The sequence below is a fragment of the Sphingomonas degradans genome (genome assembly GCF_053502645.1).
On record NZ_CP177172.1, the window covers coordinates 4,507,216 to 4,530,459 of the forward strand.

Genomic DNA, 23,244 nt, shown 5'->3' on the forward strand with positions numbered 1-23,244 from the left:
CGGAGGCGCCCGCCCTCAATCCTGATGCTCCTGCAGGATCGCGTCGGCGTCGTCGCGCGGCACGTCGCCCGCACCGCGCGCCAGCCAGGTCGCGGTCGCCAGGTCCCAGGTGACGTTGCCGACGGTGCGCATGATGTCGGGCAGCGTCTCGACCGCGACGAGCAGCCCCAGCGGCGCCATCGGCGCGCCGATCGTGGCGGCGACGGGGGCGATCGCGCTGACATAGCTGACCGTGCCGGGCAGGCTGACCGAGCCGAGCGAGGTGAGGGTGGCAACCACCGCACCCACCGCCAGCGTGGCGGGGCTCAGCGGCACGCCGAACCAGGTCGCGACATAGATCGCCACCGCGAAGTTCATCGCCGGCCCGGTCGCGCGGAAAATCGCCACCGCCAGCGGCAGCGTGACGCCCGACACCGCGACCGGCACGCCCAGCCGGCTCGCCCCCTCGATCATCACCGGCAGCGTCGCGAGCGACGACTGCGTGCTGAGCGCCACGGCCTGGCTGGGCAGCGCGGCGCGGGCATAGCGGGCGAGGCGAACGCGCCCGCCCAGCACCGCGACCGGATAGGCGAACAGCGTCACCACCAGCCCGACGCCCGCGACCGTCAGAATGTAATGGATCAGCGCCCCGAACGCGCCCGTGCCGGCCTTTGCCCCGACCACCAGCGCCAGCGCGAACACGCCGACCGGGCCGACCCACAGCACCCATTCGATCACCACCAGCATCACGTCGCGCACTGCCGCGAAGAAATGGGTCAGCAGCGTCCGCGCCTCGGCGCCGACGCGGGTGATCGCGAAGGCGAAGATCAGCGAGAAGATGATGAGCGAGAGAAAGGCGTTCTCTGCCGCCGCCTTGACGATGTTCGAGGGCACGATCGCGGCGAGGAACTCGCCCAGCGGCGGCACCGGCCCGACCTTCTCCGCACCCGCCAGCGCCGCACGCAGGCTGGCCGCCGATTCCTGGGGCAGGGGGGCGAAATGGAGGAACAGGGGCGTCAGGATTGCGGCGGCCACCGCCGACAGGAACAGCACGCCGACATAGAGCGCGATCGCCCGCCCCGCGAGCCGCCCGGCCCGCGCGGCCTCCGCGGTGGCGGTCACGCCGGTGATGAGCAGCGCGACGACCAGCGGCACGATCGTCATCTGCAGCGCGTTGAGCCAGGCCTGCCCCACCGGCTGCGCCCAGTCGGCGACGGCAAGCCCGGTCTGCGGCGCCCAGGCGGCGAACAACGCCCCCACGATCAGCCCGGCCAGCAGCGAAAGAAGAATACGGGTTGGTTGCGACATGCTCGCCCTTTGGTTTTTTCGCCGCTATCACGGCACGCTCACAACGCGACAAGGGCGCGAGACGCAGAATATGGCAAGAAAATATTTCGGCACCGACGGCATTCGCGGCGCCACCAACATGCATCCGATGACCGCCGCGATGGCGATGAAGGTCGGCATGGCGGCGGGCGCGCATTTCCGGCGGGGCGATCATCGTCACCGCGTGGTGATCGGCAAGGACACGCGCCTGTCGGGCTATATGCTCGAAAACGCGATGGTGGCCGGGTTCACCAGCGTCGGCATGGATGTGGTGCTGGTGGGGCCGATGCCGACCCCGGCGGTGGCGATGCTGACTCAATCGATGCGCGCCGACATGGGCGTGATGATCTCCGCCAGCCATAACCCGTTCGCCGACAACGGCATCAAGCTGTTCGGCCCCGATGGCTACAAGCTGTCGGACGAGGACGAACTGGCGATCGAGGCGCTGATCGACGGCGAGGTCCCGCTGGCGGCATCGGGCGATATCGGCCGTGCCCGCCGGGTCGAGGATGCGCGCGGGCGCTATATCCACGCGGCCAAATCGACCTTCCCCTCGGACCTGACGCTCGACGGGCTCAAGATCGTGGTCGATTGCGCCAATGGCGCCGCCTACCAGGTCGCGCCCTCGGCTTTGTGGGAACTGGGTGCCGAGGTCATCACGATCGGCGTGACGCCCAATGGCAAGAACATCAACGACGGCGTCGGATCGACCGCGCCGATGACGCTGTGCGAGACCGTGGTGGCCAGCGGCGCGGCGATCGGCATTGCGCTGGACGGCGATGCCGACCGGCTGATCGTGGTGGACGAGACCGGCCGCGTGATCGACGGCGACCAGCTGATGGCGCTGATCGCTACCGGCTGGGCGCGGCAGGGGCGGCTGGCCGGGGGCGGGCTGGTCGCGACGGTGATGTCCAATCTGGGGCTCGAACGCCATCTGGCCGCGCAGGGGCTGGGGCTGGTCCGCACCAGCGTGGGCGACCGCCATGTCCTGGAGAAGATGCGCAGCTCGGGCTATAATGTCGGCGGCGAACAGTCGGGGCACATCATCCTGTCCGATTACGCCACCACCGGCGACGGCCTTGTCGCCGCGCTCCAGGTGCTGGCCGAGCTGGTCCGCGCGGGTGCGCCGGCCAGCGAAGTCCTGCACCGCTTCGATCCGCTGCCCCAGCTGCTCAAGAATGTCCGCTTCAAGGGCGGCAAGCCGCTGGACGACGGCACGGTCAAGGACGTGATCGCCGCCGCCGAGGCCGAACTGGCCGGCAAGGGCCGCCTGGTCATCCGCGCATCGGGCACCGAGCCGGTGATCCGCGTGATGGCCGAGGGCGAGGATGCGGGCCAGGTGGAGACGCTGGTCGATCGCATCTGCGACGCAGTGCGCGTGGCGGCGGGGTAATCGAGCCGCCGTCACCCCGGGCTTGACCCGGGGGCCGCTTTGCCTCTCGCGTTCCGCCCCCGTTAAGCCGCCCGCCCGGAAAACTCGCCTGCCATGGACCGTTCCCCGCACATCCTCAGCGCCGCGTCGAACCTGCTCGGCATCGCGCTGCTCATCATCACCGGGCTCAACATCACCAATATCGCCGGCAAGACGATGGCGGACGAAGTGGCGTGGGTGGCGTGCCTGTTGTTCGCGGCGAGCTGCCTCCTGTCCTATCTCGCGATCCGCGATCCCGCCGCCAGGCGTGCCGAGGATTTCGCGGACAAGGCGTTCCTGGCCGGGCTCGCGTCGCTGCTGATCGCGGTGCTCACGCTGGCGTTCAGCCCGCTGCGATAGCGCGCCCCTGGCGCGTCGAACGCGCGTAGGCGTCGCGTCGAAGGCGCATGGATGCCGCGCAAAAGGCGCGTATAGGGCGCGTGGATGGCGCGTCGCTGGCGCGCAGGCGGCGCGAAGGAGGAGCGGCGATGCTGGAGATGCGACCCGATTGCGAACGCTGCGGCGTGGACCTGCCCGCCGATGAGGGCGGCGCGTTCATCTGCTCGTTCGAATGCACGTTCTGCTCGGACTGCGCCGACATTCTCGACGAGCGCTGCCCCAATTGCGGAGGGGAATTGCTCGATCGCCCGGCGCGGGTGGACGACGCGCTGGTGCGCCACCCCGCCTCCACGGTGCGACGGTTTCCGGGATAGGGCCTGTCCTACACGCCCCCTGCCGTGCGACAGTCGCACCTCGATCCGCCGCCGTTCGCAAAGGGGATTTCGTGGCGTATAGAGCCTCAACTTCATCAACATTTCCGGCGGCGCCTCCATGCCTACTCCGCGTATCCTGATCATTGCCGGCTCCGATTCCGGCGGCGGCGCCGGTATCCAGGCCGATATCAAGACCGTCACGATGCTGGGCGGCCACGCGATGACCGCGATCACCGCGATCACGGCGCAGAACACGCTCGGCGTGTCGGCGATCCATCCGGTGCCGACCGACATGGTGCTGGCGCAGATCGACGCGGTGGTGCGCGACATCGGCGTCGACGCGGTCAAGATCGGGATGATCGGATCGGCGCGCACTGCGCTGGCGGTGGCGGAAAAGCTGGGCGAGTTGCCCGGCGTGCCGGTGGTGTTCGATCCGGTGATGGTCGCCAGCAGCGGCGCGACGCTGGCCGACGATGCGACGATCGCCGCGTTCGAGCGGCTGATGGACCGCGCCACGGTAGTGACGCCGAACCTGCCCGAGCTGGCCGCGCTGGGCGACGATGCCCGCGCGCTGGTGGCGGCGCATGGCTGTGCGGTGCTGGTGAAGGGCGGCCATGCCAGCGGCGCCGAAGTGGTCGACCGGCTCTATTCCACCGATCCCGAGGACCCGCCCGAAATCGAATGGCGCGATCCCCGGATCGAGGGGGCGGCGACGCACGGCACCGGCTGCACGCTGTCGAGCGCCATCGCCTGTGGCCTCGCGGCGGAATGGGACTTGCCCGAAGCGGTGGCACGCGCCCGGCGCTTCGTGCGGATCGCGATGCGCGACGCGGCCGATCTGGGGCGCGGCGCGGGGCCGATGGCGCAGCAATCGGTGCGGCTCGACCTCAATATGAGCTTTTTCGAGCCGATGCTGAACCAGGTGACTGTGCCCGCGACCGAACTGGCGGCCAGCGAGCGCTTCTACCGCCTGCTCGGGCTGCGCCAGATCGTGCGCGCCGCGCCGCGCTATGCCCGGTTCGAGACCGAGGGCGGGGGTACCTTCTCGATCGCCACGGACGAGAGCTATACCGGCCCGGTGGTCTATTTCGAATGCGGCGACCTGGACGTGACCGTCGCCTATCTCCAGCAGCAGGGCGTGACCTTCGAAATGGAGCCGCGCGACCAGAAATGGGGATGGCGCGAGGCGCGGCTGCGCGACCCGGCGGGCAATGCGGTGTGCCTGTACCAGGCGGGCGAGATGCGGCGCTTTCCGCCGTGGCGGATCGATGAAGATGCCTGATTTCAGCTATGAGAGCCGCTACCGGCTGGCGCATAACGGCCCGGTGGCGGGGGTGGACGAGGCCGGGCGCGGGCCGCTGGCCGGGCCGGTGGTCGCCGCCGCAGTGGTGCTCGATCCGAATTGCGTGCCCGACGGGATCAACGATTCCAAGGCGCTGACAGCGGCGAAGCGCGAGCGGCTGTGCGCCGAAATCCTCGCCTGTGCGCAGGTGGGGGTGGGGATCGCGAGCGTCGAGGAAATCGACACGCTCAACATCCTGTGGGCGACGATGCTGGCGATGACGCGCGCAGTCGATGCGCTGGGCGTGGCGCCGGCGTTCGTGCTGGTCGACGGCAATCGCTGTCCCGACTGGGCGCACCGCAGCCATCCGGTGGTGGGTGGCGACGCGCTGTGCCTGTCGATCGCCGCCGCCTCGATCGTGGCCAAGCACCGTCGCGACTGCATGATGATCGAGCTGGACGCGCTCCACCCCGGCTATGGCTGGGCCAGCAACAAGGGCTATGGCGCGAAGGTCCACCAGGAGGCGCTGCGACGCCTCGGCCCCACCCCGCACCACCGCCGCAGCTTCGCGCCGGTCGCCCAGGCGGAACTGGATTTCGGCACGCCACTCGAATCGCATTTCGCCTGAATCGGTGTCGGGAAAACCCCTCTGGCGCGTCGGTTCCCCCGCCCGGCGGCGCTGCGGGGAATTTTATTGCGTTCGCGCCGAGGTGAGTCTTTTGAGTCACACTACCAGCGCTAGAGCCTGTGGATAACTTCTTGACTCAACATCTGGGTGGATGCCCAAATGTTCCGGTACGTTAACGATTTAGCCGCGTTTTGCGTTAACCAATGCGCGCTTGACGGAGGAGTCCGCCGCCGACGATTACCCGCCGCTTAGTAACAGGAGCTGAGTTTAATGGGGGTGTTGGAAAAGGTTAACGTGCGGGCGCGCACGGCGGAAAAGCCGGCGCCGGTCCTGCCGCTCGACACGATCCTGCGCCAGGATTGCATCGAGGCGATGCGCGGCCTGCCGGACAAGTGCATCGACATGATCTTTGCCGATCCGCCGTACAATCTGCAGCTGGGCGGCGACCTCAATCGCCCCGACGGCAGCATGGTCGATGCCGTCAACGACGAATGGGACAAGTTCGACAGCCTCGCGGCCTATGACAAGTTCACCCGCGAATGGCTGGCTGAGGCGCGGCGCATCCTAAAGGACGATGGCACGATCTGGGTGATCGGCAGCTATCACAACATTTTCAAGGTGGGCTCGGCGATCCAGGATCTGGGCTTCTGGATCCTCAACGACATCATCTGGCGCAAGGCCAACCCGATGCCCAATTTCAAGGGCACGCGGTTCACCAACGCGCACGAGACGCTGATCTGGGCGTCGACGGGCGAAAAGGCGCGCTACACCTTCAACTATCGCAGCATGAAGACGCTGAACGACGAGCTTCAGATGCGCAGCGACTGGGAATTCCCGATCTGCGGCGGGCCCGAGCGGCTGAAGAAGGACGGCGTGAAGGTCCACCCGACCCAGAAGCCCGAGGCGCTGCTGTACCGCATCCTGCTGGCGGCGACCAAGCCGGGCGACGTGGTGCTCGATCCGTTCTTCGGCACCGGCACCACCGGCGCGGTCGCGAAGCGCCTCGGCCGCCGCTGGATCGGCATCGACCGCGAGGGTGTGTATGTCGAAGCCGCGCTGGAACGCATCGCCGCCGCGCTGCCGCTCGACGAATCGGCGCTGAAGACGATGCAGGCGCCCAAGGCGGCGCCGCGCGTCGCGTTCGGCCAGCTGGTCGAAAACGGCTATCTCGCCCCCGGCACCGTGCTGACCGACGCCAAGCACCGTCACCAGGCCGTGGTCGGCGCCGACGGCTCGCTCAAATGCGGCGATATGGCGGGCTCGATCCACAAGCTGGGCGCGACGCTCCAGAACGCGCCGAGCTGCAACGGCTGGACCTATTGGCACTTTGAGACGCCCGAGGGGCTGAAGCCGATCGACACCGTGCGCCAGACCTACCTGCTGGCGACGCAGCCGTAAGCGCTCCCTTCAAGTCCCCCTCCCGCTCGCGGGAGGGGCTAGGGGAGGGCACGACAAGTCCCCCTCCCGCCTGCGGGAGGGGCTAGGGGAGGGTGCGACGTGGAGGTTCTTCCACAACGGCACAGCCTGTTTCCCTCACACACCCTCCCCCGACCCCTCCCGCAAGCGGGAGGGGAGCGCGTGGGTGAGCTTCCCGCAAGCGGGAGGGCGCAGGCGGCGCGCATCGCGCTTTCCGGCGAAGCGCCAGCGGGCTAGTACCCCGGCATGATCCCGCTCCCCGCCGATTCCCGCCTCTACCTCCGCCCTGTCCAGTTCGTCGATACGCCGGTCGGTCGCGACGGCGCGGTGGCGCGGCTGGCGGGCGGAATGCAGTGGTTCGCGGCCTATGAGCTGATCGTGGTCGAGGGCGGGCGCCGCACCGCGCAGGTTACGCTGCCGGTCGATGCGCTCCCCGACGATTCGAGGCTCCATGCGCTCGCCGCGCGGATCACGGCGCCGCGTGCGCCGCTGCGGCTTGGCGAGCGGGTGTTGCGGGTGGACCAGCCGCTGGTGATGGGCATCCTCAACGTCACGCCCGACAGCTTTTCCGACGGCGGGCGCCATGTCGGCGATCCGGCGGCGGCGGCGCAGGCGGGCGTGGATATGGGCGTGGCCGGTGCCGCGCTGGTCGATGTCGGCGGCGAATCGACGCGGCCCGGCGCGGAGACGGTGTGGGAGGGCGACGAGATCGCCCGCGCCGTCCCCGTGATCGAGCGGCTGGCGCGCAGCGGTGCGGCGGTGTCGATCGACACGCGCAAGGCGGCGGTGATGGAGGCCGCGCTCGCGGCGGGGGCGCAGATCGTCAACGATGTGTCCGCGCTGCTCTATGACGACCGCGCGCTGGACGTGGTGGTCCGCGCCGGTTGCCCGGTGGTGCTGATGCACGCCGCCGATCCGAAGAGCGGGGCCAAGGGTGCGGGCGGCTATGGCGACGCGCTGCTCGACGTGTACGACTGGCTGGCGGCGCGCGTGGCGGCAGTGGTCGCGGCGGGGGTGGCGCGCGACCGGATCGTGATCGACCCCGGCATCGGCTTCGGCAAGGCGCTGGCCGACAATCTCGCGCTGCTCAACGGGCTGACGCTGTTCCACGGGATCGGCTGCCCGATCCTGCTGGGCGCCAGCCGCAAGCGGATCATCGGCGCGCTGTCGAACGAAGCGCCGGCGGCCGACCGGCTGGGCGGATCGCTTGCCGTGGCGCTCAAGGGCGTCGAGCAGGGCGCGCAGCTGCTGCGCGTGCATGACGTGTTCGAAACCGTGCAGGCGCTACGGGTGTGGCGGGGGATGCGCGACGCCGCGCTCGTCGCCGGGTAACCCGTCAGACGGGGCGCACCGGCACCACGGCGGCGGGATCATAGGCGCGTTTGTAGCCCCAGTCGGTCTTTACCGTCGCGCCGCCTTTGGCGACCGATTCGAGAATCGCCTCGATCAGGCGCACGTCCTGCAGCCCTTCCTCGCCCGGCGTGACCAGCGGCACCTTGCCGCGCACCGCATCGGCCATCCAGTCCATCTCGCGCGCGAACTGGTCGATGTCGGGCAAGTCGACTTCGCCCGCTTCCGGGCCGCCGAATACGTCGAGGCGGTTGCCGCCATAATAGGCGCCCGGATCGGCGCGCAGCCGTCCGCGCTCGCAATAGACGTCGAAGCGCATCGTCCCCACGACGCCGAAGCTGGTCGATCCGTTGGAAATCGCGCCCGAGGGGAAGCGGAACTGCCATGCGATCATGTCCTCCACTTCGCGGAAGCGCGGGTCGCTGCGGTCGGTCTGCGCCCAGGCGCGGACCTCGACCGGCTCTTCGTTGAGCAGGAAACGTGCGGCGTTGATGCCATAGACGCCCATGTCCGCCAGCGCCCCGCCGCCCGACAGCTTGGCATCCAGCCGCCACACGTCGGACGGGTCCGACAGCGTCGACTGGCGGCTCATGTCGGTCACCACCAGCTTGGGCTTGCCATGCCGGCCCGATCGGATGCGGCGCATCGCCTCCAGATTGTGCGGTTCGTAATGGCAGCGATAGGCGACCATCAGCTTGCGATCCGCCTTGCGCGCGGCGGCGATCATCGCCTCTGCATCGGCGGCGGTGGTCGCCATCGGCTTTTCGCACAGCACATGCTTGCCCGCCTTGAACGCGCGGATCGCATATTCGGCGTGCATCGCGTTGGGCAGGACGATGTAGACAATGTCGATGCGCGGATCGTTCGCGATCCGGTCGAAATCGGCATAGCTGTAGATCGCGTCCGCGGCGACGCCATTGGCGGCGGCGACGCGCTTTGCCTTGGCCGCATCGCCGCTGACCAGCGCCGAGAGTTTGGCGCCGTGCGTCTTCTTCAGCCCCGGGATCAGCTGCCCCTGTGACAGCTTGCCGATGCCGACGATCGCGAAGCCGAGCTTCTGGTCCTCGGGCAGCGGCGGGCGGCGGGGCGTGTCGGCATGAGCGAGCGTGGGCGCGGCGACGGCGCCGGCAATCCCGAGTTCGATCAACGCGCGGCGTGACAGCTCTGGCATGGCAACTCTCCGGGATTTGGCCGGATTTTCCGGCTCTTGCCCGCAGTATAGCCATGGATCGCGCCGCTACCAGCCCCGGCAGGCGGCGTTCAGGGGCGGGGGCGGGCCTGGGGATAGGTGCCGAGCAGGCGGACCCATTTGGTGTGGAAGGTCAGCTCCTCCAGCGCGCGATCCACCGCAGGATCGCCCGGCGCGCCCACAATGTCGGCGTAAAACTCGGTCGCCGCAAAGGTGCCGCCGCGCTGGTAGCTTTCCAGCTTGGTCATGTTGACTCCGTTGGTCGCGAACCCGCCAAGCGCCTTGTACAGCGCCGCCGGCACGTTCTTCACTTCAAAGATGAACGTGGTCATGAACGGCCCGTCGCCGGCGAGCGGGGCTGCGCCCTGTGCCAGCACGACGAAGCGGGTCATGTTGTGTGCGGCGTCCGCCAGGTCGCCGGCAAGCATGTCGAGCCCGTACAGCGCGGCGGCGGGCGGGGGGGCCAGCGCGGCGACGCTCGTGTCGCCCAGCTCCGCCACCATCGCGGCGGCACCCGCCGTGTCGGGATAGGCGCGCGGGGCGATGCCGTGCAGTTTCAGCCACTGGCGGCACTGGCCCAGCGCCTGCGGGTGGCTCATCGCTTCCTTCACATCCTCCAGCCGGCCCGTGCCCATCAGGCCGTAGCGGATCGGCAGGAAATGCTCGCCGGTGATGACCAGTCCCGATTCGGGCAACAGGAAATGAATGTCGGCGACGCGGCCGTGGAGCGAGTTCTCGATCGGGATCATCGCGCAGTCGGCGCGGAAATCGCGCACCGCGTCGATCGCGTCCTCGAATGAGAAGCACGGCAGCGGCAGCCCGTCGGGGAACGCTTCTAGTGCGGCGACATGCGAATTGGCGCCCGGCGCGCCCTGAAACGCGACCGCACGCTCCGGTTCGGCAGTGGCGCGGGCGACCATCTCGGCAACGATCGGGCGGGCGGGGGCGGCGAAATTCTCCATCGCTGCGCGCGCTAGACCGGCGCGTCCATGCGGGCAACCCCGGCTTGCGGTGTGCAAAACCCGGTTCTAAAGGTTCAAACGACTTTTTTCAGGGGCATGCGATGAACGATCGGTTCAATACGATTGCAGGTTGGGCTCTGGCAGGCGGCATCGCGGCCCTTGGACTTTCCATTGCCAGCGGAATGATCTTCCATTCCGAGCGTCCGGAAAAGATGGGCTATGCCATCGAGGGCGTCGAAGGCGGCGAGGCGGCGGGCGCTGCGGCGGTCGCGCCGATCGCGGTGCGGCTGGCGGCGGCGGACGTCGCCAAGGGCGCCGAAGTGTTCAAGCAGTGCTCGGCCTGCCACACGATCAACCAGGGCGGCGCATCGGGCATCGGCCCGAACCTGTACAACGCGGTCGGCAAGCCGCACGGCCATGTCGCTGGCTTTGCCTATTCCGACGCGCTGAAGGCGGTTCCGGGCAACTGGACGTTCGACGCGCTCGACGCGTGGCTTACCAGCCCGCGCAAATATGCGCCGGGCACCAAGATGACCTTTGCCGGCCTCGCCGATCCGCAGGCGCGCGCGAACGTGATCGCCTATCTCAACAGCCAGGGCTCGAACCTGCCGCTGCCCGCTGCTCCGGCTCCGGGTGCGGCAACCGAGGCGGAAGGCAATGTCGCCGAGGGTGCCGATCCGGCGGATGTGTCCAACCAGGCGGCAATGGGCGAAGGCACCCCCGAGAAGAGCCCGCAGGCCGCGATCCAGGCCGAGAAAAAGGGCAAGTAACGCGCATCGCTCCGCTTCGGGCGGGGAATATAGTCCCACACCCTGTTCCCCCGCGGAAGCGGGGGCCCAGGGTCCAGAGCGTATCGCCTGCGGCTCTGGGCTCCTGCGTTCGCAGGAGAACGGGTCGGGATGATTGGCGCGCGAGTCCGCTTCTGCGGGGCGGTGGTTAGCCCATTGCCACGTTGTTCCCCCGCGAAAGCGGGGGCCCAGGGTTCCAAGCGCAACGCTCGTGGCTCTGAGCGCCTGCTTTCGCAGGAGCGCCTGTCGGCCTGTTACCCCTTGGCCTGCTTGTTGCGCCAGAATTCCTGGACGATGTCCCAGCCCTCCTGCGCCGTTTCGACGAAGTGGAACAGCTTCAGGTCGCGCGGGCCGATCACGCCTTCTTCGCACAGCGCCTCGAAATTGACGACGCGGTTCCAGAAGTCCTTGCCGTAGAACAGCACCGGGATCGGATCTATCTTGCCGGTCTGGATCAGCGTCAGCAGCTCGAAGCTCTCGTCAAACGTGCCGAACCCGCCGGGGAACACTGCCACCGCGCGCGCGTGCAGCAGGAAGTGCATCTTGCGCAGCGCGAAATAGTGGAACTGCATGCTGAGGCCGGGGGTGACATAGGGGTTCGGCGCCTGTTCGTGCGGCAGCACGATGTTGAGGCCCACCGATTCGGCGCCCACGTCCTGCGCGCCGCGATTGGCGGCTTCCATGATCGACGGGCCCCCGCCCGAACACACCACGAAATGGCGCTTGCCCGCTTCGTCGAGCGGGAAATTGCTGACCATCGCCGCCAGCTCGCGCGCGACGTCGTAATATTTCGACTTTTCGATCAGCCGCTCGGCGATCTTCTTCTGCTGCGGCGTGTCGGCCAGTTCGAGCAGCCCCTGCGCCTTACTCGGCTCGGGGATGCGCGCCGATCCATAGACGACGAAGGTCGAGGCAATGTTGGCCTCGTCGAACATCAGTTGCGGCTTGAGCAGCTCCAGCTGGAACCGCACGGGCCGCAGGTCCTCGCGCAGCAGGAAGTCCATGTCCTGGAACGCCAGGCGATAGGCGGGATGCTCGGTCTGCGGCGTGCCGCTGGCGGTGTTGGCGCTTTCGGCCTCTTGCTGGGCAGGGCGGAAGACGCGGCTGGGAACGCGGGTGGTGTCACTCATTTATACCGACTTAGGAGGAACCCCGCGCCGCTGCAAATTTTCACGCGCAAAAGGGGCCGCGTCCCATGTCGAGATGCAGGTGATCCTGATGCGCGGCGTTGTAATCGGGGCTCAGCACGGTGCGGAAGCGCTTGCACGCCGATTGGCGGATCGTGGTCAGGAAGGCGCGCACCTGCGGGTCGGGGGACCGCCAGCCGTTGGTAAGCGTGATCCGGCGCCCGTCGCGCAGCACGAACCCCGAAACATCGACGGCGTTGGCCAAGCCATGTTCGGAGATCTTGCCCGCAGTCGACGCCTTGCCGCCGATGATCGCGCGGCAGCTATAGGTGCCCATGCTTTCCACCCTCACCAGATCGCTGCCCAGGATCTGGCGCGCGGCGGGGGCCACGCCGAATCGTACCCATGCGGTGAAGGTGCGCGCCAGCGGGCAGCGCATCGATTTGAGGTTCGTCACCGGCACGCCGATGTCGAGCAGCTGCACCGCGCCCAGCACGACGCAGCCGCCGCCGAAATCGCGATCGGGCAGGGCGCTGTAGCGTATCTTTTCGCGCGACAGGTCGGTGAAGCATTGCTGGGTTTCGCGCGGCGTCGGCGCGTTGAGCGTGATCGGGCCCGACGGGCGCGGGCGCACCGCCGGGCGGCGCTGGGGTTCGTCGCGCCCGCTGCCGAACACGCAGCCGGCAAGCAATATCGCCACCGACAGGGGCGCGAGGGCGGTCAGGAAACGCATGGCCTTTAAATAGCATAGGGCGCTTGACGATAGCTTTACAACGCCCGTGCGCGGCGTCCGTCGCGCGCCAGCCGCGGCTGGCGGGAAATGCTGCGCGGCACGGCTCCGCAACAAACGCCGGTTGACTTGGCCGCATCCGCCGCTAGGGCCGTCAACGGGCCACGCGGTCCCAACGCCGCGCGTGCTCTCTGTAAGGAGAGACTACATTGACTGATTCGACCGTTACCGACGCCACCCTTGCGCCTGTCGCAAAGCCCGCCACCACGCCGGCGCGTCCCTTTTTCTCCTCCGGTCCCTGCGCCAAGCCTCCGGGCTGGGATGCCGCCAAGCTGGCCACCGAGTCGCTTGGCCGTTCGCATCGCTCGAAGATTGGCAAGACCCGCCTGCAATACGCCATCGATCTGATGCGCGAGCTGCTGCAGCTGCCCGAAACCCATCGCATCGGCATCGTCCCCGGTTCGGATACCGGCGCGTTCGAAATGGCGATGTGGACGATGCTCGGCGCGCGCGGCGTCACCACGCTGGCGTGGGAAAGCTTTGGCGAGGGCTGGGTGACCGATGCGGTCAAGCAGTTGAAGCTGGAGCCGACGGTGCTGCGCGCCGATTATGGCCAGCTCCCCGATCTCGACAAGGTCGACTGGTCCGACGACGTGCTGTTCACCTGGAACGGCACCACCAGCGGCGTGCGCGTGCCCGATGGGGAATGGATTTCGGCCGATCGCGAAGGGCTGAGCTTCGCCGACGCGACCAGCGCGGTGTTCGCCTATGACCTGCCCTGGGACAAGATCGACGTCGCGACGTTCAGCTGGCAGAAGGTGCTGGGCGGCGAGGGCGCGCATGGCGTGCTGATCCTGGGCCCGCGCGCGGTGCAGCGGCTGGAGGAATATACCCCCGCCTGGCCGCTGCCCAAGGTGTTCCGCCTGATGGCGAAGGGCAAGCTGGCCGAGGGCGTGTTCAAAGGCGAGACGATCAACACGCCGTCGATGCTCGCGGTCGAGGACGCGATCTTCGCGCTCGAATGGGCGCAGCATGTCGGCGGCCTGCACGGGCTGATCGCGCGCAGCGATGCCAATGCGGCGGCGCTCGACCGAATCGTGGCAGAACGCGACTGGCTGGGCCATCTTGCGGTCGATCGCGGCATCCGCTCTAAGACCAGCGTGTGCCTGACCGTCGAGGGTGCGGACGAGGCGTTCATCAAGAAATTCGCCGCGCTGCTCGAGAAGGAAGGCGCGGCCTATGACGTCGCGGGCTATCGCGACGCGCCGGCTGGCCTGCGCATCTGGTGCGGCGCCACGGTCGAGACCGCCGACATCGAAGCGCTCGGCCCCTGGCTCGACTGGGCCTACGCCACCGCGAAAGCATAAGCCGTCCTCCCGGCGAATGCCGGGATCTCAGGCCACGATTCCCACCCATCATGAGATCCCGGTTTTTGCCGGGATGACGAGGTATAGATGCCCAAGGTACTCATCAGCGATAAAATGGACCCCAAGGCCGCCGAGATTTTCCGCGCGCGCGGTGTCCAGGTGGACGAAATCACCGGCAAGACGCCGGAAGAACTCAAGGCGATCATCGGTGAATATGACGGGCTGGCGATCCGCAGCTCGACCAAGGTGACCAAGGAAATCCTGGAAGCCGCGACCAACCTGAAGGTCGTCGGCCGCGCCGGCATCGGCGTCGACAATGTCGACATCCCTGCCGCCAGCGCCAAGGGCGTTGTCGTGATGAACACGCCGTTCGGCAATTCGATCACCACCGCCGAACACGCGATCGCGCTGATGTTCGCGCTCGCCCGCGACCTGCCAGAGGCCGACAAGTCGACTCAGGCCGGCAAGTGGGAAAAGAACCGCTTCATGGGCGTGGAAGTCACCGGCAAGACGCTGGGGCTGATCGGCGCGGGCAATATCGGCTCGATCGTCGCGGACCGCGCGCTGGGCCTCAAGATGAAGGTGATCGCCTATGATCCCTTCCTCACGCCCGAGCGCGCGCTGGAAATGGGCGTCGAGAAGATGACGCTCGATGACCTGCTGCTGCGCGCCGATTTCATCACGCTGCACACCCCGCTGACCGACCAGACCCGCAACATCCTGTCGGCGGAAAACCTGGCCAAGACCAAGAAGGGCGTGCGGATCATCAACTGCGCGCGCGGCGGGCTGATCGACGAGGCGGCGCTGAAGGAAGGGCTCGACAGCGGCCATATCGGCGGCGCCGCGCTCGACGTGTTCGTGCAGGAGCCGGCCAAGGAATCGCCGCTGTTCGGCACGCCCAACTTCATCTCGACCCCGCATCTGGGCGCGTCCACGAACGAAGCGCAGGTCAATGTCGCGATCCAGGTCGCCGAGCAGATGGCCGATTTCCTCGTCTCGGGCGGTGTCACCAACGCGCTCAACATGCCGAGCCTGTCGGCGGAGGAAGCCCCGCGGCTCAAGCCGTACATGGCGCTGGCCGAACGCCTGGGCAGCCTGGTGGGCCAGCTCTCGCACGGCGCACTCAACAGCATCTCGATCGAAGTCGAGGGTGCGGCGGCCGAGCTGAACCAGAAGCCGATCACCGGCGCGGTGCTCGCGGGGCTGATGCGTGTCCATTCGGACACGGTGAACATGGTCAACGCCCCCTTCCTGGCGAAGGAGCGCGGGCTCGATGTGCGCGAAGTGCGGCACGATCGCGAAGGCGATTACCACACGCTGGTCCGCGTCACCGTGGGCACCGATGCGGGCGACCGTTCGGTGGCGGGCACGCTGTTCGGCAACCTCGCGCCGCGCCTGGTCGAGCTGTTCGGCATCAAGGTCGAGGCCGATCTGGCCGGTCACATGCTCTACATCGTCAACGAGGACGCGCCGGGCTTTATCGGCCGTCTGGGCACCACGCTGGGCGAAGCGGGCGTCAACATCGGCACCTTCCACCTCGGCCGCCGCTCGGCGGGGGGCGAGGCGGTGCTGCTGCTGTCGGTTGACGACCAGGTCGGTGCCGACCTGATCGCCGCCGTCCGCGCGCTGCCGGGCGTGAAGACCGCCATGGCGCTCGCGTTCTGAAGCCATTAGGGGAGGCGGCCATGACTGGACTCCTCCCCGAAGGCTTTCACGATCGCCTGCCCCCCGCCGCCGATGCGGCGGCCCGCCTGGAGACGCGCGCGCTGGGCGTCGCGCGCCTCTATGGCTATGAACAGGTCGATCCCCCGCTCGCCGAATTTGCCGACGAACTTGCCTCGCGCCTGAAGGCGGCGCGGATGCAGGATGCAGTGCGCTTCGTCGATCCGGTATCGCAGCGCACGCTGGCGATCCGCCCGGATCTTACCGCGCAGGTCGGCCGCATCGCCGCCACGCGCATGGGCCACCATCCCCGCCCGGTGCGGCTGTCCTATGCCGGGCAGGTGCTGAAGCTCAGCGCATCGGCGCTGCATCCCGAGCGGGCGATGCGCCAGATCGGGTGCGAGCTGATCGGGCTCGATACGGTCGCGGCGGCGACCGAGATCGTGCGCGTCGCGATCGAGGCGCTGCAGGCGGCAGGCGTCACGGGCCTGTCGGTCGATTTCACGCTGCCCGACCTGGTCGAGACGCTGGCGGGCGGTGCCATGCCTCCCGAGAAGCTGGCTGCGCTGCGCGGCCGGCTGGACGCCAAGGACGCCGGCGGGGTGGCGGCGATCGATTCGCATTACCTCCCCCTTATCGAAGCGGCGGGCCCGTTCGATGCCGCAATGGCGCGGCTGCGCGCGTTCGATGCGGGCAATGCGCTGGCGAGCCGGCTCGACGGGCTGGCGGCGATCGCGGCCAGCATCGACGGACAGGCCGCGCTGACGCTGGACCCGACCGAGCGGCACGGATTCGAATATCAGAGCTGGCTGGGCTTCTCGATCTTCGCGCAGGGCGTGCGCGGCGAGATCGGCCGGGGCGGCACCTACACCATCCTGCACGGCGAAGGACGCGAGGAACGCGCGGTCGGATTCTCGCTGTTCGCCGATCCGATCCTCGACGCGGGACTGGGCACGAGCGAGCGCACGCGGCTGTTCCTGCCCCATGGTACTTCGCTGGAGGCCGGCGCGGCGCTGCGTGCGCAGGGCTGGGTCACCGTCGCGGCGCTGGAAGCCGACGACACGCCGGAGGCCCAGCTGTGCAGCCATGTGCTGCGCGAGGGCGTGCCGCAGCCGCTGTAAGGGCGTCTCTTTGGAAATGCGCGGTAGCGCATTTCGCGGCACCGGCCCGCTCCCCCACCCGGCCACCCATAGAATACGCTGCCGTTGGGTGGCCGGGTGGGGGAGCGGGCTGGTGCGGCCTAGAAATTCGCTCTTTCGCGAATTTTCAAACAGCGCTCAGCGCGCCAGCAGCTTTTCGATATTGCCGTCGAGGAACGCGACCATCGCCTCGACCACTGCGTGGCGGAAGCGCGGATCGGTGGCGAGGCGTTCGGGGAAGACCTGGCGGATGGCGAGCATCGCTGTGGCAACGTCGCTGCCGCTCGCGGCCTTGGCCAGCGTGTCGGCCAGCGGATCGGTGATCGTCTCGTGCGCCTGCGCCTTGCGCCGCACGAATGCCATCCACGCCGCGACCGGCACTGCCAGCCGTTCGACGCTGCGCCCGGCGTCGAGCGCGTCCTGGATCGTGTCGAGCAGGCGATAGGGCAGCTTCTGCGAGCCGTCCCACGCGATCTGGCTCAGCAGATGGCGGATTTCCGGGTTGCGGAAGCGATCGAGCACGGCGTCGGCATAGCCGGCAATATCGAGCCCCTCGACCGGCTTGAGCGAGGCGGCGATGTCGTAATGCATCAGTCGCGACACGAAATGTTCGAGCGCGGGATCGGACATCGCCTCGAACACCGTCTCCAGCCCGCGCGCCAGCCCGATATAGGCGAGCGTCGAATGCGCGCCGTTGAGGATGCGCAGCTTGGCCTGTTCATAGCCGCGCACATCGTTGGTGAGCGTCACGCCCGCCGCCGCGAGATCGGGGCGATCGGCCATGTCGAAGCGCTGGAGCACCCATTGGGTGAAGGCCTCGCGCTGGACGGCGGCGTCGTCGGTGACGTGCAGGTCGTGGCGCACCTTTGCCAGGAACGCCGCGTCGCTGGCCGGGGTGATCGAATCGACCATCGAATCGGGGAATGCCACGTCGCTTTCGATCCACCGCGCGAGCGCGGGGTCGAGTTCGCCCGCAAAGGCGGCGCAGGCGGCGCGCAGCTTCGCGCCATTGCCCGTCATGTTGTCGCAGCACAGCATTGCGAACGGCGCTGCGCCCGCCGCATGGCGATCGGCGAGCCCGGCGACGATCCAGCCGATCACGCTGACCGGTTCCGCCGGGCGGCCCAGATCGTGGACGATATCGGCATGGTTGAGATCGAGCGTGCCGGTGCCGGTGAGGCAATAGCCCTTTTCGGTCACGGTGCTGGTGGCGATCCGCACGGCGGGGTCGGCCAGCAGCGTGCGCAGCCGCGCGCCCTCACCCGGGCCGATCGCTTCCGAATGCGCGGCGATGATGCGCATCGACGGCACGCGATCGATCACCGCCAGCGTGTAGAGGCCGTCCTGGCGCTTCAGCGCGTCGGTGGTCGTCCCGCTGCGCAGCGACACTGCCGCAATGCCCCAGCGGGGATCGCTGTCCAGCACGCGGTCGAACACCGCCGCCTGATGCGCGCGGTGGAACGCGCCGGGGCCGAAATGGACCACGCCGGTGCGGATCGCGGCGGGATCATGCCCCGGCCGGGCGATCGTGGCGGGCAGGGCGGCGAGCGTGTTGCGCGACAGGCTGTTCATGGCTTTCGCCCAAGCAGCGCATGGGGGAGGAAGTCAATGCATTCAGAGCGTCTTGCCCGAACCACTCGTCGTTTCCGGCAGCAAGCGTGAGGCCCAGCTCTTCATCGGGACCGCGACGCCACGCGGCATCAGGAAGCGGACCTGGCGATTGGGAAAGTCGATCTCCACCCGGCGAAAGCTGCGCAGCGCGTCCATGCCGAGCAACAGTGCGGGGCGCTTGGTCAGGCCGAATCGCTCGAACGGGCGCACATCGGCAAAGGCGACGGGCAGCGCGTCGAACCCGACCTGCCCGATCTTGACGTTCGGCACCTGGGTATAGTCGGCGAGCGCGGTCTGGCCGGTGACGCTGGTCAGCTGGATCTGCTGTCCCCCCATCGCCCGGCGGCCCACGCGCTTGCGCAGCATCGAATTGCCCATGGTCACCTGCGATCCGGTGTCGAGCACCACTTGGATGCGCGTCGACTCATAATAGGCATCGGTGACGATCAGCTGCCCCATCAGGCTCTTGGCCGTGACGACGATCTCGTCGGGGTCGCGCTTGGCATGCCGGTTGCGCTTCGTGCTGGGGCGGACGGCCATCGTGCCTGCGTCGAAATCGATCGTCACCTGATGGTTGCGCAGCGTGTCGATCCCGAGCAGGCCGACCGCGCCGAGATTGCGGGCGTCCAGCTCGGGCGCGACGATGCTGTGCTGCTGCCCGATCGACTGGATCGAGAGCGCGGGGACGACCACTGTGTCCACGCGGCTGGTGCCGGTCATCGACGTCAGCATGACCGGCGCGCCGCGCGACAGGCCGAGCGCGCCGGCAAGCTCACGCGAGACGACGGTGCGTTCGGCCCCGGTGTCGATGATGAAGTTATACGGGCCCGCCGTGCCCACGGCCACCGGCACGGTCAGCCGGGCATCGGTCTCGCCCAGCGCCAGCATCGTCTCCGCCAGCGTCGTCGCGCTGGTGGTGGGATCGGGGTCCTGCCCCGCCGGGCCGCGCGCGTCCGCAAGCGTGCCGAACGGCAGCAACAGCAGCAGCAACGGGCGAACGACTCCAAGCATAACACCAAGCGTAGGCCGATGCATTGTGCGCAGCAATTCTGCAAAACTACGATAGTCGCATCGCCTCTTCGGCCAGCGCCTCGGCCTCCATCAGCAGCGCGTCCTCGGCGCTGCTTTGCGCCACGGTCTCCCGCCCGATCATGATGAGCACGGGCACGGCCAGCGGGCTTACGCGCTCCAGATCGACGTGCAGCATCGTGTCGGCGGCGGTATCGAGCAGGTGGCCCAGCCGCCCCACATCGGTCATCCGCGCGCGGGCATCCTCCCACGCGGCGCGCAGCAGCAGGTGATCGGGCTCGTATTTGCGCAGCACGTCGTAGATCAGGTCGGTCGAGAAGGTGACCTGTCGCCCGGTCTTCTTCTTGCCCGGATGCTGGCGCTCGACCAGCCCGCCGATGATCGCGACTTCACGGAACGCCCGCTTGAGCAGCGCCGAGCTTTGCACCCAATCGACGAACTCATGCTCGAGGATGTCGGGGGAAAACAGTGCGGCGGGATCGGTGATCTTCTCCAGCCCATAGACGGCGAGCGCGTAGTCGTTGGCGACGAAGCCCAGCGGCTTCAATCCCATTGCCTCCATCCGCCGCGTGACCAGCATCCCCAGCGACTGGTGCGCGTTCCAGCCCTCGAAGCTGTAGGCGACCATGTGGTGGCGCCCCTCGTGCGGGAAGGTCTCCACCAGCAACTGCCCCGGCGCGGGCAGCGCGGAGCGATGCGCCTGCACCTCCAGCCATTCGCGCACATCGTCGGGAAAGCGCGCCCATTGGCTGCGGTCGTGCAGGAACCTGCGCACGCGATCGGCGAGGTTCGCGGTGATCGCCAGCCGCGCGCCCATATAGGACGGGATGCGCGCGTTCTTGCTGGTGGCGCGGACTATGATGTCGGTCTGTTCGACGCGCTCGACCTCCAGCGCGGTGCCGGCGAAGAAGAAGGTGTCGCCGGGCGACAGGCTGTTCCCGAACCCTTCCTCGACCTTGCCCAGCCGGCGCCCGTTGCGGAAGCGGACCTCCAGCATCGGCGCTTCGACGATGATGCCGGCGTTCAACCGATGCTGCGCAACAAAATCGGGCCGGGTGACGCGCCACAACCCGTCCTTGCCGCGCGTCAGCCGCTTGAACTTGTCATAGGCGCGCAGCGCATAGCCGCCATCGGCGATGAAGCCGAGCACGCGCTCGAACGTCTCCTGCGTCAGCGCCGAATAGGGGAGGGCGGCCCGCACTTCGTCCAGCATCGTGCCCGCGTCGAACGGCTGGGCACAGGCGCAGGCCATCAGATGCTGCGCGAGCACGTCGAGCGCGCCGGGGCGGAAGATGTCGGGGTCCAGCTCGCCCTGTTCGACTGCGTCGAGAGCGGCGCGTGCCTCCAGATATTCGAAGCGGTTGCCGGGCACGAGCACGGCCTCGCTCGATTCGTCCAGCCGATGGTTGGCGCGCCCGATCCGCTGGAGCAGCCGCGACGATCCCTTGGGCGCGCCCATCTGGATCACGCAATCGACATCGCCCCAGTCGAGCCCCAGGTCGAGGCTGGCGGTGGCGACCAGCGCGCGCAGCTTGCCATCGGCCATCGCCTGTTCCGCGCGCTGCCGCGCCTCCAGGCTCAGGCTGCCATGGTGGACGCCGATCGGCAGCTTCAGCTCGTTCACTTTCCACAATTGCTGGAAGATCAGCTCGGCCAGCCCGCGCGTGTTGCAGAAGACGATCGTCGTGCGATGCGTCTCGATCTCGGCCATCACCTGTGGGATCGCATAGGTGCCCGAATGCCCGGCCCAGGGGACGCGCCCCTCGGGCAGCAGGATGGCGATGTCGGGATCGGCGCCCGGATCGCCGCGCACCAATGTCACCGTGTCGATGTCGCCATGCGGCGCCAGCCAGGCGCGGTATCCGTCCGGGTCGGCGACCGTCGCCGACAGCGCCACGCGCCGCAGCCCCGGCGCCAGTGCCTGCAACCGCGCCATCGCCAGCGCCAGCAGGTCGCCGCGCTTGCCGGTGGCAAAGGCGTGGACTTCGTCGATCACCACGGTCTTGAGCGTGTCGAACATCATCAGGCTGTCTTCGTACGACAGCAACAGGCTGAGCGATTCGGGCGTGGTGAGCAGGATGTGCGGCGGGCGCGCGCGCTGGCGGACCTTGCGTTCGTGCGGGGTGTCGCCGGTGCGCGTCTCGACGCGGATGGGCAGCCCCATTTCCTCGATCGGAGTCAGCAGGTTGCGCTGCACATCCACCGCCAGCGCCTTGAGCGGCGAGATATACAGGGTGTGCAGGCCCTCGCCCGGCGCCTCGACCAGTTCGGCCAGCGTCGGCAAAAAGCCGGCCAGCGTCTTGCCCGCGCCGGTGGGTGCGACCAGCAGCGCATGGTCGCCCGCGCGCGCGGCGGCGAGCATCTCGCGCTGGTGCCGGCGCGGCGTCCAGCCTCGGGCGGCGAACCAGTCGGTCAGCACGGGGGGAAGGGCGGGGGCGTCCACCTTCCCAATCTAGCGCATCGGGCGCGCGTTATAAGGGGGGCTGGGGGCGATCCCATTGGAATTGCTCGCAAGCCCTTCCCATATCGGCGGCATGGCATTGGGCAGCTGGATCGAACCCCGTCCGACGGGCATCTATATCCCCTCGGCGGATGCGTGGGTGGACCCCAGCCAGCCGGTGCCGCGCGCGCTCGTCACGCATGGCCATGCCGATCATGCGCGCGGCGGACACGGCGCGGTGTGGGCGACGCCCGAGACGCTGGCGATCATGGAATGCCGCTATGGCGCGCAATCGGCGCATCCGGTGCCCTATGGCGAGTCGCTGCGCATGGGCGAGGTGGACGTCCGGTTCGTGCCCGCCGGCCATGTGCTCGGCTCGGCACAGATCGTGCTGGAGCATCGCGGCGAGCGGATCGTGGTGTCGGGCGACTATAAGCGCCGCCCGGACCCGACCTGTGCCGCGTTCGAGCCGGTGCCGTGCGACGTCTTCATTACCGAGGCGACGTTCGGCCTGCCGGTGTTCCGGCATCCCGAGACGCATGACGAGCTGGACAAGCTGCTGGCCCGGCTGCGCGCCGAGCCGGGGCGGTGCGTGCTGGTCGGTGCCTATGCGCTGGGCAAGGCGCAGCGCGTGATTCGCGAGCTGCGCGTCATGGGTTTCGACGACCCGATCTATATCCACGGTGCGCTCCAGCGGCTGTGCGACCTCTATGTCGCGCACGGCGTCGACCTGGGCGACCTGCGCCCCGCGACGGGGGTGGCCAAGGCCGAGCTGGAGGGGCGCATCCTCCTGGCCCCGCCGGGCGCGCTCAACGATCGCTGGTCGCGCCGGCTGCCCGATCCGGTGACGGCGATGGCCAGCGGCTGGATGCGCGTCCGCCAGCGCGCCCGCCAGCGCAATGTCGAGCTGCCGCTGATCCTGTCCGACCATGCCGACTGGGACGAGCTGACCGCCACGATCCGCGAGATCGCGCCGAAGGAAGTATGGGTGACCCATGGCCGCGAGGATGCGCTGGTCCATTGGTGCGCCCTCCACCAGATCAAGGCGCGCGCGCTGGATATGGTCGGGTTCGAGGACGAGGATGATTGAGGGGC

20 protein-coding genes are annotated in these 23,244 nt (G+C 68.4%); 12 read left to right on the forward strand and 8 right to left on the reverse strand.

What is annotated here, in order from left to right; all coding sequences use genetic code 11:
• Positions 1–15: 15 nt before the first annotated feature.
• On the reverse strand, positions 16–1,287 hold the full coding sequence (locus ACG3SL_RS20680; protein ID WP_448663025.1) for a dicarboxylate/amino acid:cation symporter: 1,272 nt from the start codon (positions 1,285–1,287) through the stop codon (positions 16–18).
• 70 nt (positions 1,288–1,357) lie between these two features.
• Here ACG3SL_RS20680 and glmM point away from each other — a divergent pair, with 70 nt between their 5' ends.
• The 7 genes from glmM (at position 1,358) to folP (ending at position 8,087) form a co-directional block, all read left to right on the forward strand.
• Entirely contained in the window at positions 1,358–2,698 is a 1,341-nt protein-coding gene (gene glmM, locus ACG3SL_RS20685; protein ID WP_448665190.1) for a phosphoglucosamine mutase, read from the forward strand.
• Positions 2,699–2,791: 93 nt separating this feature from the next.
• Entirely contained in the window at positions 2,792–3,076 is a 285-nt protein-coding gene (locus ACG3SL_RS20690) for a hypothetical protein (RefSeq protein WP_448663026.1), read from the forward strand.
• Between the two features lie 128 nt (positions 3,077–3,204).
• The gene (locus ACG3SL_RS20695) at positions 3,205–3,429 is read left to right on the forward strand and encodes a DUF1272 domain-containing protein (protein ID WP_448663027.1); all 225 of its coding nucleotides are present in this window, start codon (positions 3,205–3,207) and stop codon (positions 3,427–3,429) included.
• A 118-nt stretch (positions 3,430–3,547) separates the two neighbouring features.
• A complete protein-coding gene (gene thiD, locus ACG3SL_RS20700; protein WP_448663028.1) occupies positions 3,548–4,711 on the forward strand; it encodes a bifunctional hydroxymethylpyrimidine kinase/phosphomethylpyrimidine kinase in 1,164 nt (387 codons plus the stop codon).
• The gene (locus tag ACG3SL_RS20705; RefSeq protein WP_448665191.1) at positions 4,704–5,339 is read left to right on the forward strand and encodes a ribonuclease HII; all 636 of its coding nucleotides are present in this window, start codon (positions 4,704–4,706) and stop codon (positions 5,337–5,339) included. The genes thiD and ACG3SL_RS20705 overlap by 8 nt, the downstream gene beginning before the upstream one ends.
• A gap of 270 nt (positions 5,340–5,609) precedes the next feature.
• Positions 5,610–6,737, forward strand: coding sequence for a DNA methyltransferase (locus ACG3SL_RS20710; protein WP_448663029.1), 1,128 nt, complete (start codon positions 5,610–5,612; stop codon positions 6,735–6,737).
• 264 nt (positions 6,738–7,001) lie between these two features.
• Positions 7,002–8,087 carry a dihydropteroate synthase gene (folP, locus tag ACG3SL_RS20715; protein ID WP_448663030.1) on the forward strand — a complete coding sequence of 362 codons (1,086 nt, stop codon included), beginning with the start codon at positions 7,002–7,004 and terminating at the stop codon, positions 8,085–8,087.
• 4 nt (positions 8,088–8,091) lie between these two features.
• On the opposite strand, the gene ACG3SL_RS20720 is transcribed toward folP, so the two are convergent.
• The gene (locus ACG3SL_RS20720) at positions 8,092–9,276 is read right to left on the reverse strand and encodes a Gfo/Idh/MocA family protein (RefSeq protein ID WP_448663031.1); all 1,185 of its coding nucleotides are present in this window, start codon (positions 9,274–9,276) and stop codon (positions 8,092–8,094) included.
• Between the two features lie 89 nt (positions 9,277–9,365).
• Positions 9,366–10,256 carry a prephenate dehydratase gene (locus ACG3SL_RS20725; protein ID WP_448663032.1) on the reverse strand — a complete coding sequence of 297 codons (891 nt, stop codon included), beginning with the start codon at positions 10,254–10,256 and terminating at the stop codon, positions 9,366–9,368.
• A gap of 101 nt (positions 10,257–10,357) precedes the next feature.
• On the opposite strand from ACG3SL_RS20725, the gene ACG3SL_RS20730 reads away from it, so the two are divergent.
• Positions 10,358–11,026: a c-type cytochrome gene (locus ACG3SL_RS20730; protein ID WP_448663033.1), complete on the forward strand. Its 669-nt coding sequence runs from the start codon at positions 10,358–10,360 to the stop codon at positions 11,024–11,026.
• Between the two features lie 272 nt (positions 11,027–11,298).
• On the opposite strand, the gene ACG3SL_RS20735 is transcribed toward ACG3SL_RS20730, so the two are convergent.
• Entirely contained in the window at positions 11,299–12,174 is an 876-nt protein-coding gene (locus tag ACG3SL_RS20735; protein ID WP_448663034.1) for an LOG family protein, read from the reverse strand.
• Positions 12,175–12,214: 40 nt separating this feature from the next.
• A complete protein-coding gene (locus ACG3SL_RS20740; protein ID WP_448663035.1) occupies positions 12,215–12,904 on the reverse strand; it encodes an extensin family protein in 690 nt (229 codons plus the stop codon).
• Positions 12,905–13,110: 206 nt separating this feature from the next.
• On the opposite strand from ACG3SL_RS20740, the gene ACG3SL_RS20745 reads away from it, so the two are divergent.
• The 3 genes from ACG3SL_RS20745 (at position 13,111) to ACG3SL_RS20755 (ending at position 17,051) form a co-directional block, all read left to right on the forward strand.
• Complete coding sequence (locus tag ACG3SL_RS20745; protein ID WP_448663036.1) at positions 13,111–14,268, forward strand: phosphoserine transaminase; 1,158 nt, start codon at positions 13,111–13,113, stop codon at positions 14,266–14,268.
• 87 nt (positions 14,269–14,355) lie between these two features.
• Positions 14,356–15,933, forward strand: coding sequence for a phosphoglycerate dehydrogenase (serA, locus tag ACG3SL_RS20750; RefSeq protein ID WP_448663037.1), 1,578 nt, complete (start codon positions 14,356–14,358; stop codon positions 15,931–15,933).
• A gap of 20 nt (positions 15,934–15,953) precedes the next feature.
• Complete coding sequence (locus tag ACG3SL_RS20755) at positions 15,954–17,051, forward strand: ATP phosphoribosyltransferase regulatory subunit (protein ID WP_448663038.1); 1,098 nt, start codon at positions 15,954–15,956, stop codon at positions 17,049–17,051.
• A gap of 156 nt (positions 17,052–17,207) precedes the next feature.
• Here the strand turns inward: ACG3SL_RS20755 and ACG3SL_RS20760 are convergent, their stop codons facing one another.
• The 3 genes from ACG3SL_RS20760 to ACG3SL_RS20770 are packed head-to-tail and all read right to left on the reverse strand — an operon-like array spanning position 17,208 to position 22,152.
• Positions 17,208–18,641, reverse strand: coding sequence for a mannitol dehydrogenase family protein (locus tag ACG3SL_RS20760; protein ID WP_448663039.1), 1,434 nt, complete (start codon positions 18,639–18,641; stop codon positions 17,208–17,210).
• Positions 18,642–18,683: 42 nt separating this feature from the next.
• Positions 18,684–19,691 carry an aspartyl protease family protein gene (locus tag ACG3SL_RS20765; protein ID WP_448663040.1) on the reverse strand — a complete coding sequence of 336 codons (1,008 nt, stop codon included), beginning with the start codon at positions 19,689–19,691 and terminating at the stop codon, positions 18,684–18,686.
• Positions 19,692–19,737: 46 nt separating this feature from the next.
• A complete protein-coding gene (locus tag ACG3SL_RS20770) occupies positions 19,738–22,152 on the reverse strand; it encodes a ligase-associated DNA damage response DEXH box helicase (RefSeq protein WP_448663041.1) in 2,415 nt (804 codons plus the stop codon).
• 91 nt (positions 22,153–22,243) lie between these two features.
• Here ACG3SL_RS20770 and ACG3SL_RS20775 point away from each other — a divergent pair, with 91 nt between their 5' ends.
• A complete protein-coding gene (locus ACG3SL_RS20775; protein ID WP_448665192.1) occupies positions 22,244–23,239 on the forward strand; it encodes a ligase-associated DNA damage response exonuclease in 996 nt (331 codons plus the stop codon).
• Positions 23,240–23,244: the final 5 nt, after the last annotated feature.

Excerpts from the sequence above, each read along its gene's own strand:
- ACG3SL_RS20680 (WP_448663025.1), bottom strand. The coding sequence starts at position 1,287 with ATGTCGCAACCAACCCGTATTCTTCTTTCGCTGCTGGCCGGGCTGATC.
- glmM (WP_448665190.1), top strand. The coding sequence starts at position 1,358 with ATGGCAAGAAAATATTTCGGCACCGACGGCATTCGCGGCGCCACCAAC.
- ACG3SL_RS20690 (WP_448663026.1), top strand. The coding sequence starts at position 2,792 with ATGGACCGTTCCCCGCACATCCTCAGCGCCGCGTCGAACCTGCTCGGC.
- ACG3SL_RS20695 (WP_448663027.1), top strand. The coding sequence starts at position 3,205 with ATGCTGGAGATGCGACCCGATTGCGAACGCTGCGGCGTGGACCTGCCC.
- thiD (WP_448663028.1), top strand. The coding sequence starts at position 3,548 with ATGCCTACTCCGCGTATCCTGATCATTGCCGGCTCCGATTCCGGCGGC.
- ACG3SL_RS20705 (WP_448665191.1), top strand. The coding sequence starts at position 4,704 with ATGCCTGATTTCAGCTATGAGAGCCGCTACCGGCTGGCGCATAACGGC.
- ACG3SL_RS20710 (WP_448663029.1), top strand. The coding sequence starts at position 5,610 with ATGGGGGTGTTGGAAAAGGTTAACGTGCGGGCGCGCACGGCGGAAAAG.
- folP (WP_448663030.1), top strand. The coding sequence starts at position 7,002 with ATGATCCCGCTCCCCGCCGATTCCCGCCTCTACCTCCGCCCTGTCCAG.
- ACG3SL_RS20720 (WP_448663031.1), bottom strand. The coding sequence starts at position 9,276 with ATGCCAGAGCTGTCACGCCGCGCGTTGATCGAACTCGGGATTGCCGGC.
- ACG3SL_RS20725 (WP_448663032.1), bottom strand. The coding sequence starts at position 10,256 with ATGGAGAATTTCGCCGCCCCCGCCCGCCCGATCGTTGCCGAGATGGTC.
- ACG3SL_RS20730 (WP_448663033.1), top strand. The coding sequence starts at position 10,358 with ATGAACGATCGGTTCAATACGATTGCAGGTTGGGCTCTGGCAGGCGGC.
- ACG3SL_RS20735 (WP_448663034.1), bottom strand. The coding sequence starts at position 12,174 with ATGAGTGACACCACCCGCGTTCCCAGCCGCGTCTTCCGCCCTGCCCAG.
- ACG3SL_RS20740 (WP_448663035.1), bottom strand. The coding sequence starts at position 12,904 with ATGCGTTTCCTGACCGCCCTCGCGCCCCTGTCGGTGGCGATATTGCTT.
- serA (WP_448663037.1), top strand. The coding sequence starts at position 14,356 with ATGCCCAAGGTACTCATCAGCGATAAAATGGACCCCAAGGCCGCCGAG.
- ACG3SL_RS20755 (WP_448663038.1), top strand. The coding sequence starts at position 15,954 with ATGACTGGACTCCTCCCCGAAGGCTTTCACGATCGCCTGCCCCCCGCC.
- ACG3SL_RS20760 (WP_448663039.1), bottom strand. The coding sequence starts at position 18,641 with ATGAACAGCCTGTCGCGCAACACGCTCGCCGCCCTGCCCGCCACGATC.
- ACG3SL_RS20765 (WP_448663040.1), bottom strand. The coding sequence starts at position 19,691 with ATGCTTGGAGTCGTTCGCCCGTTGCTGCTGCTGTTGCTGCCGTTCGGC.
- ACG3SL_RS20775 (WP_448665192.1), top strand. The coding sequence starts at position 22,244 with ATGGCATTGGGCAGCTGGATCGAACCCCGTCCGACGGGCATCTATATC.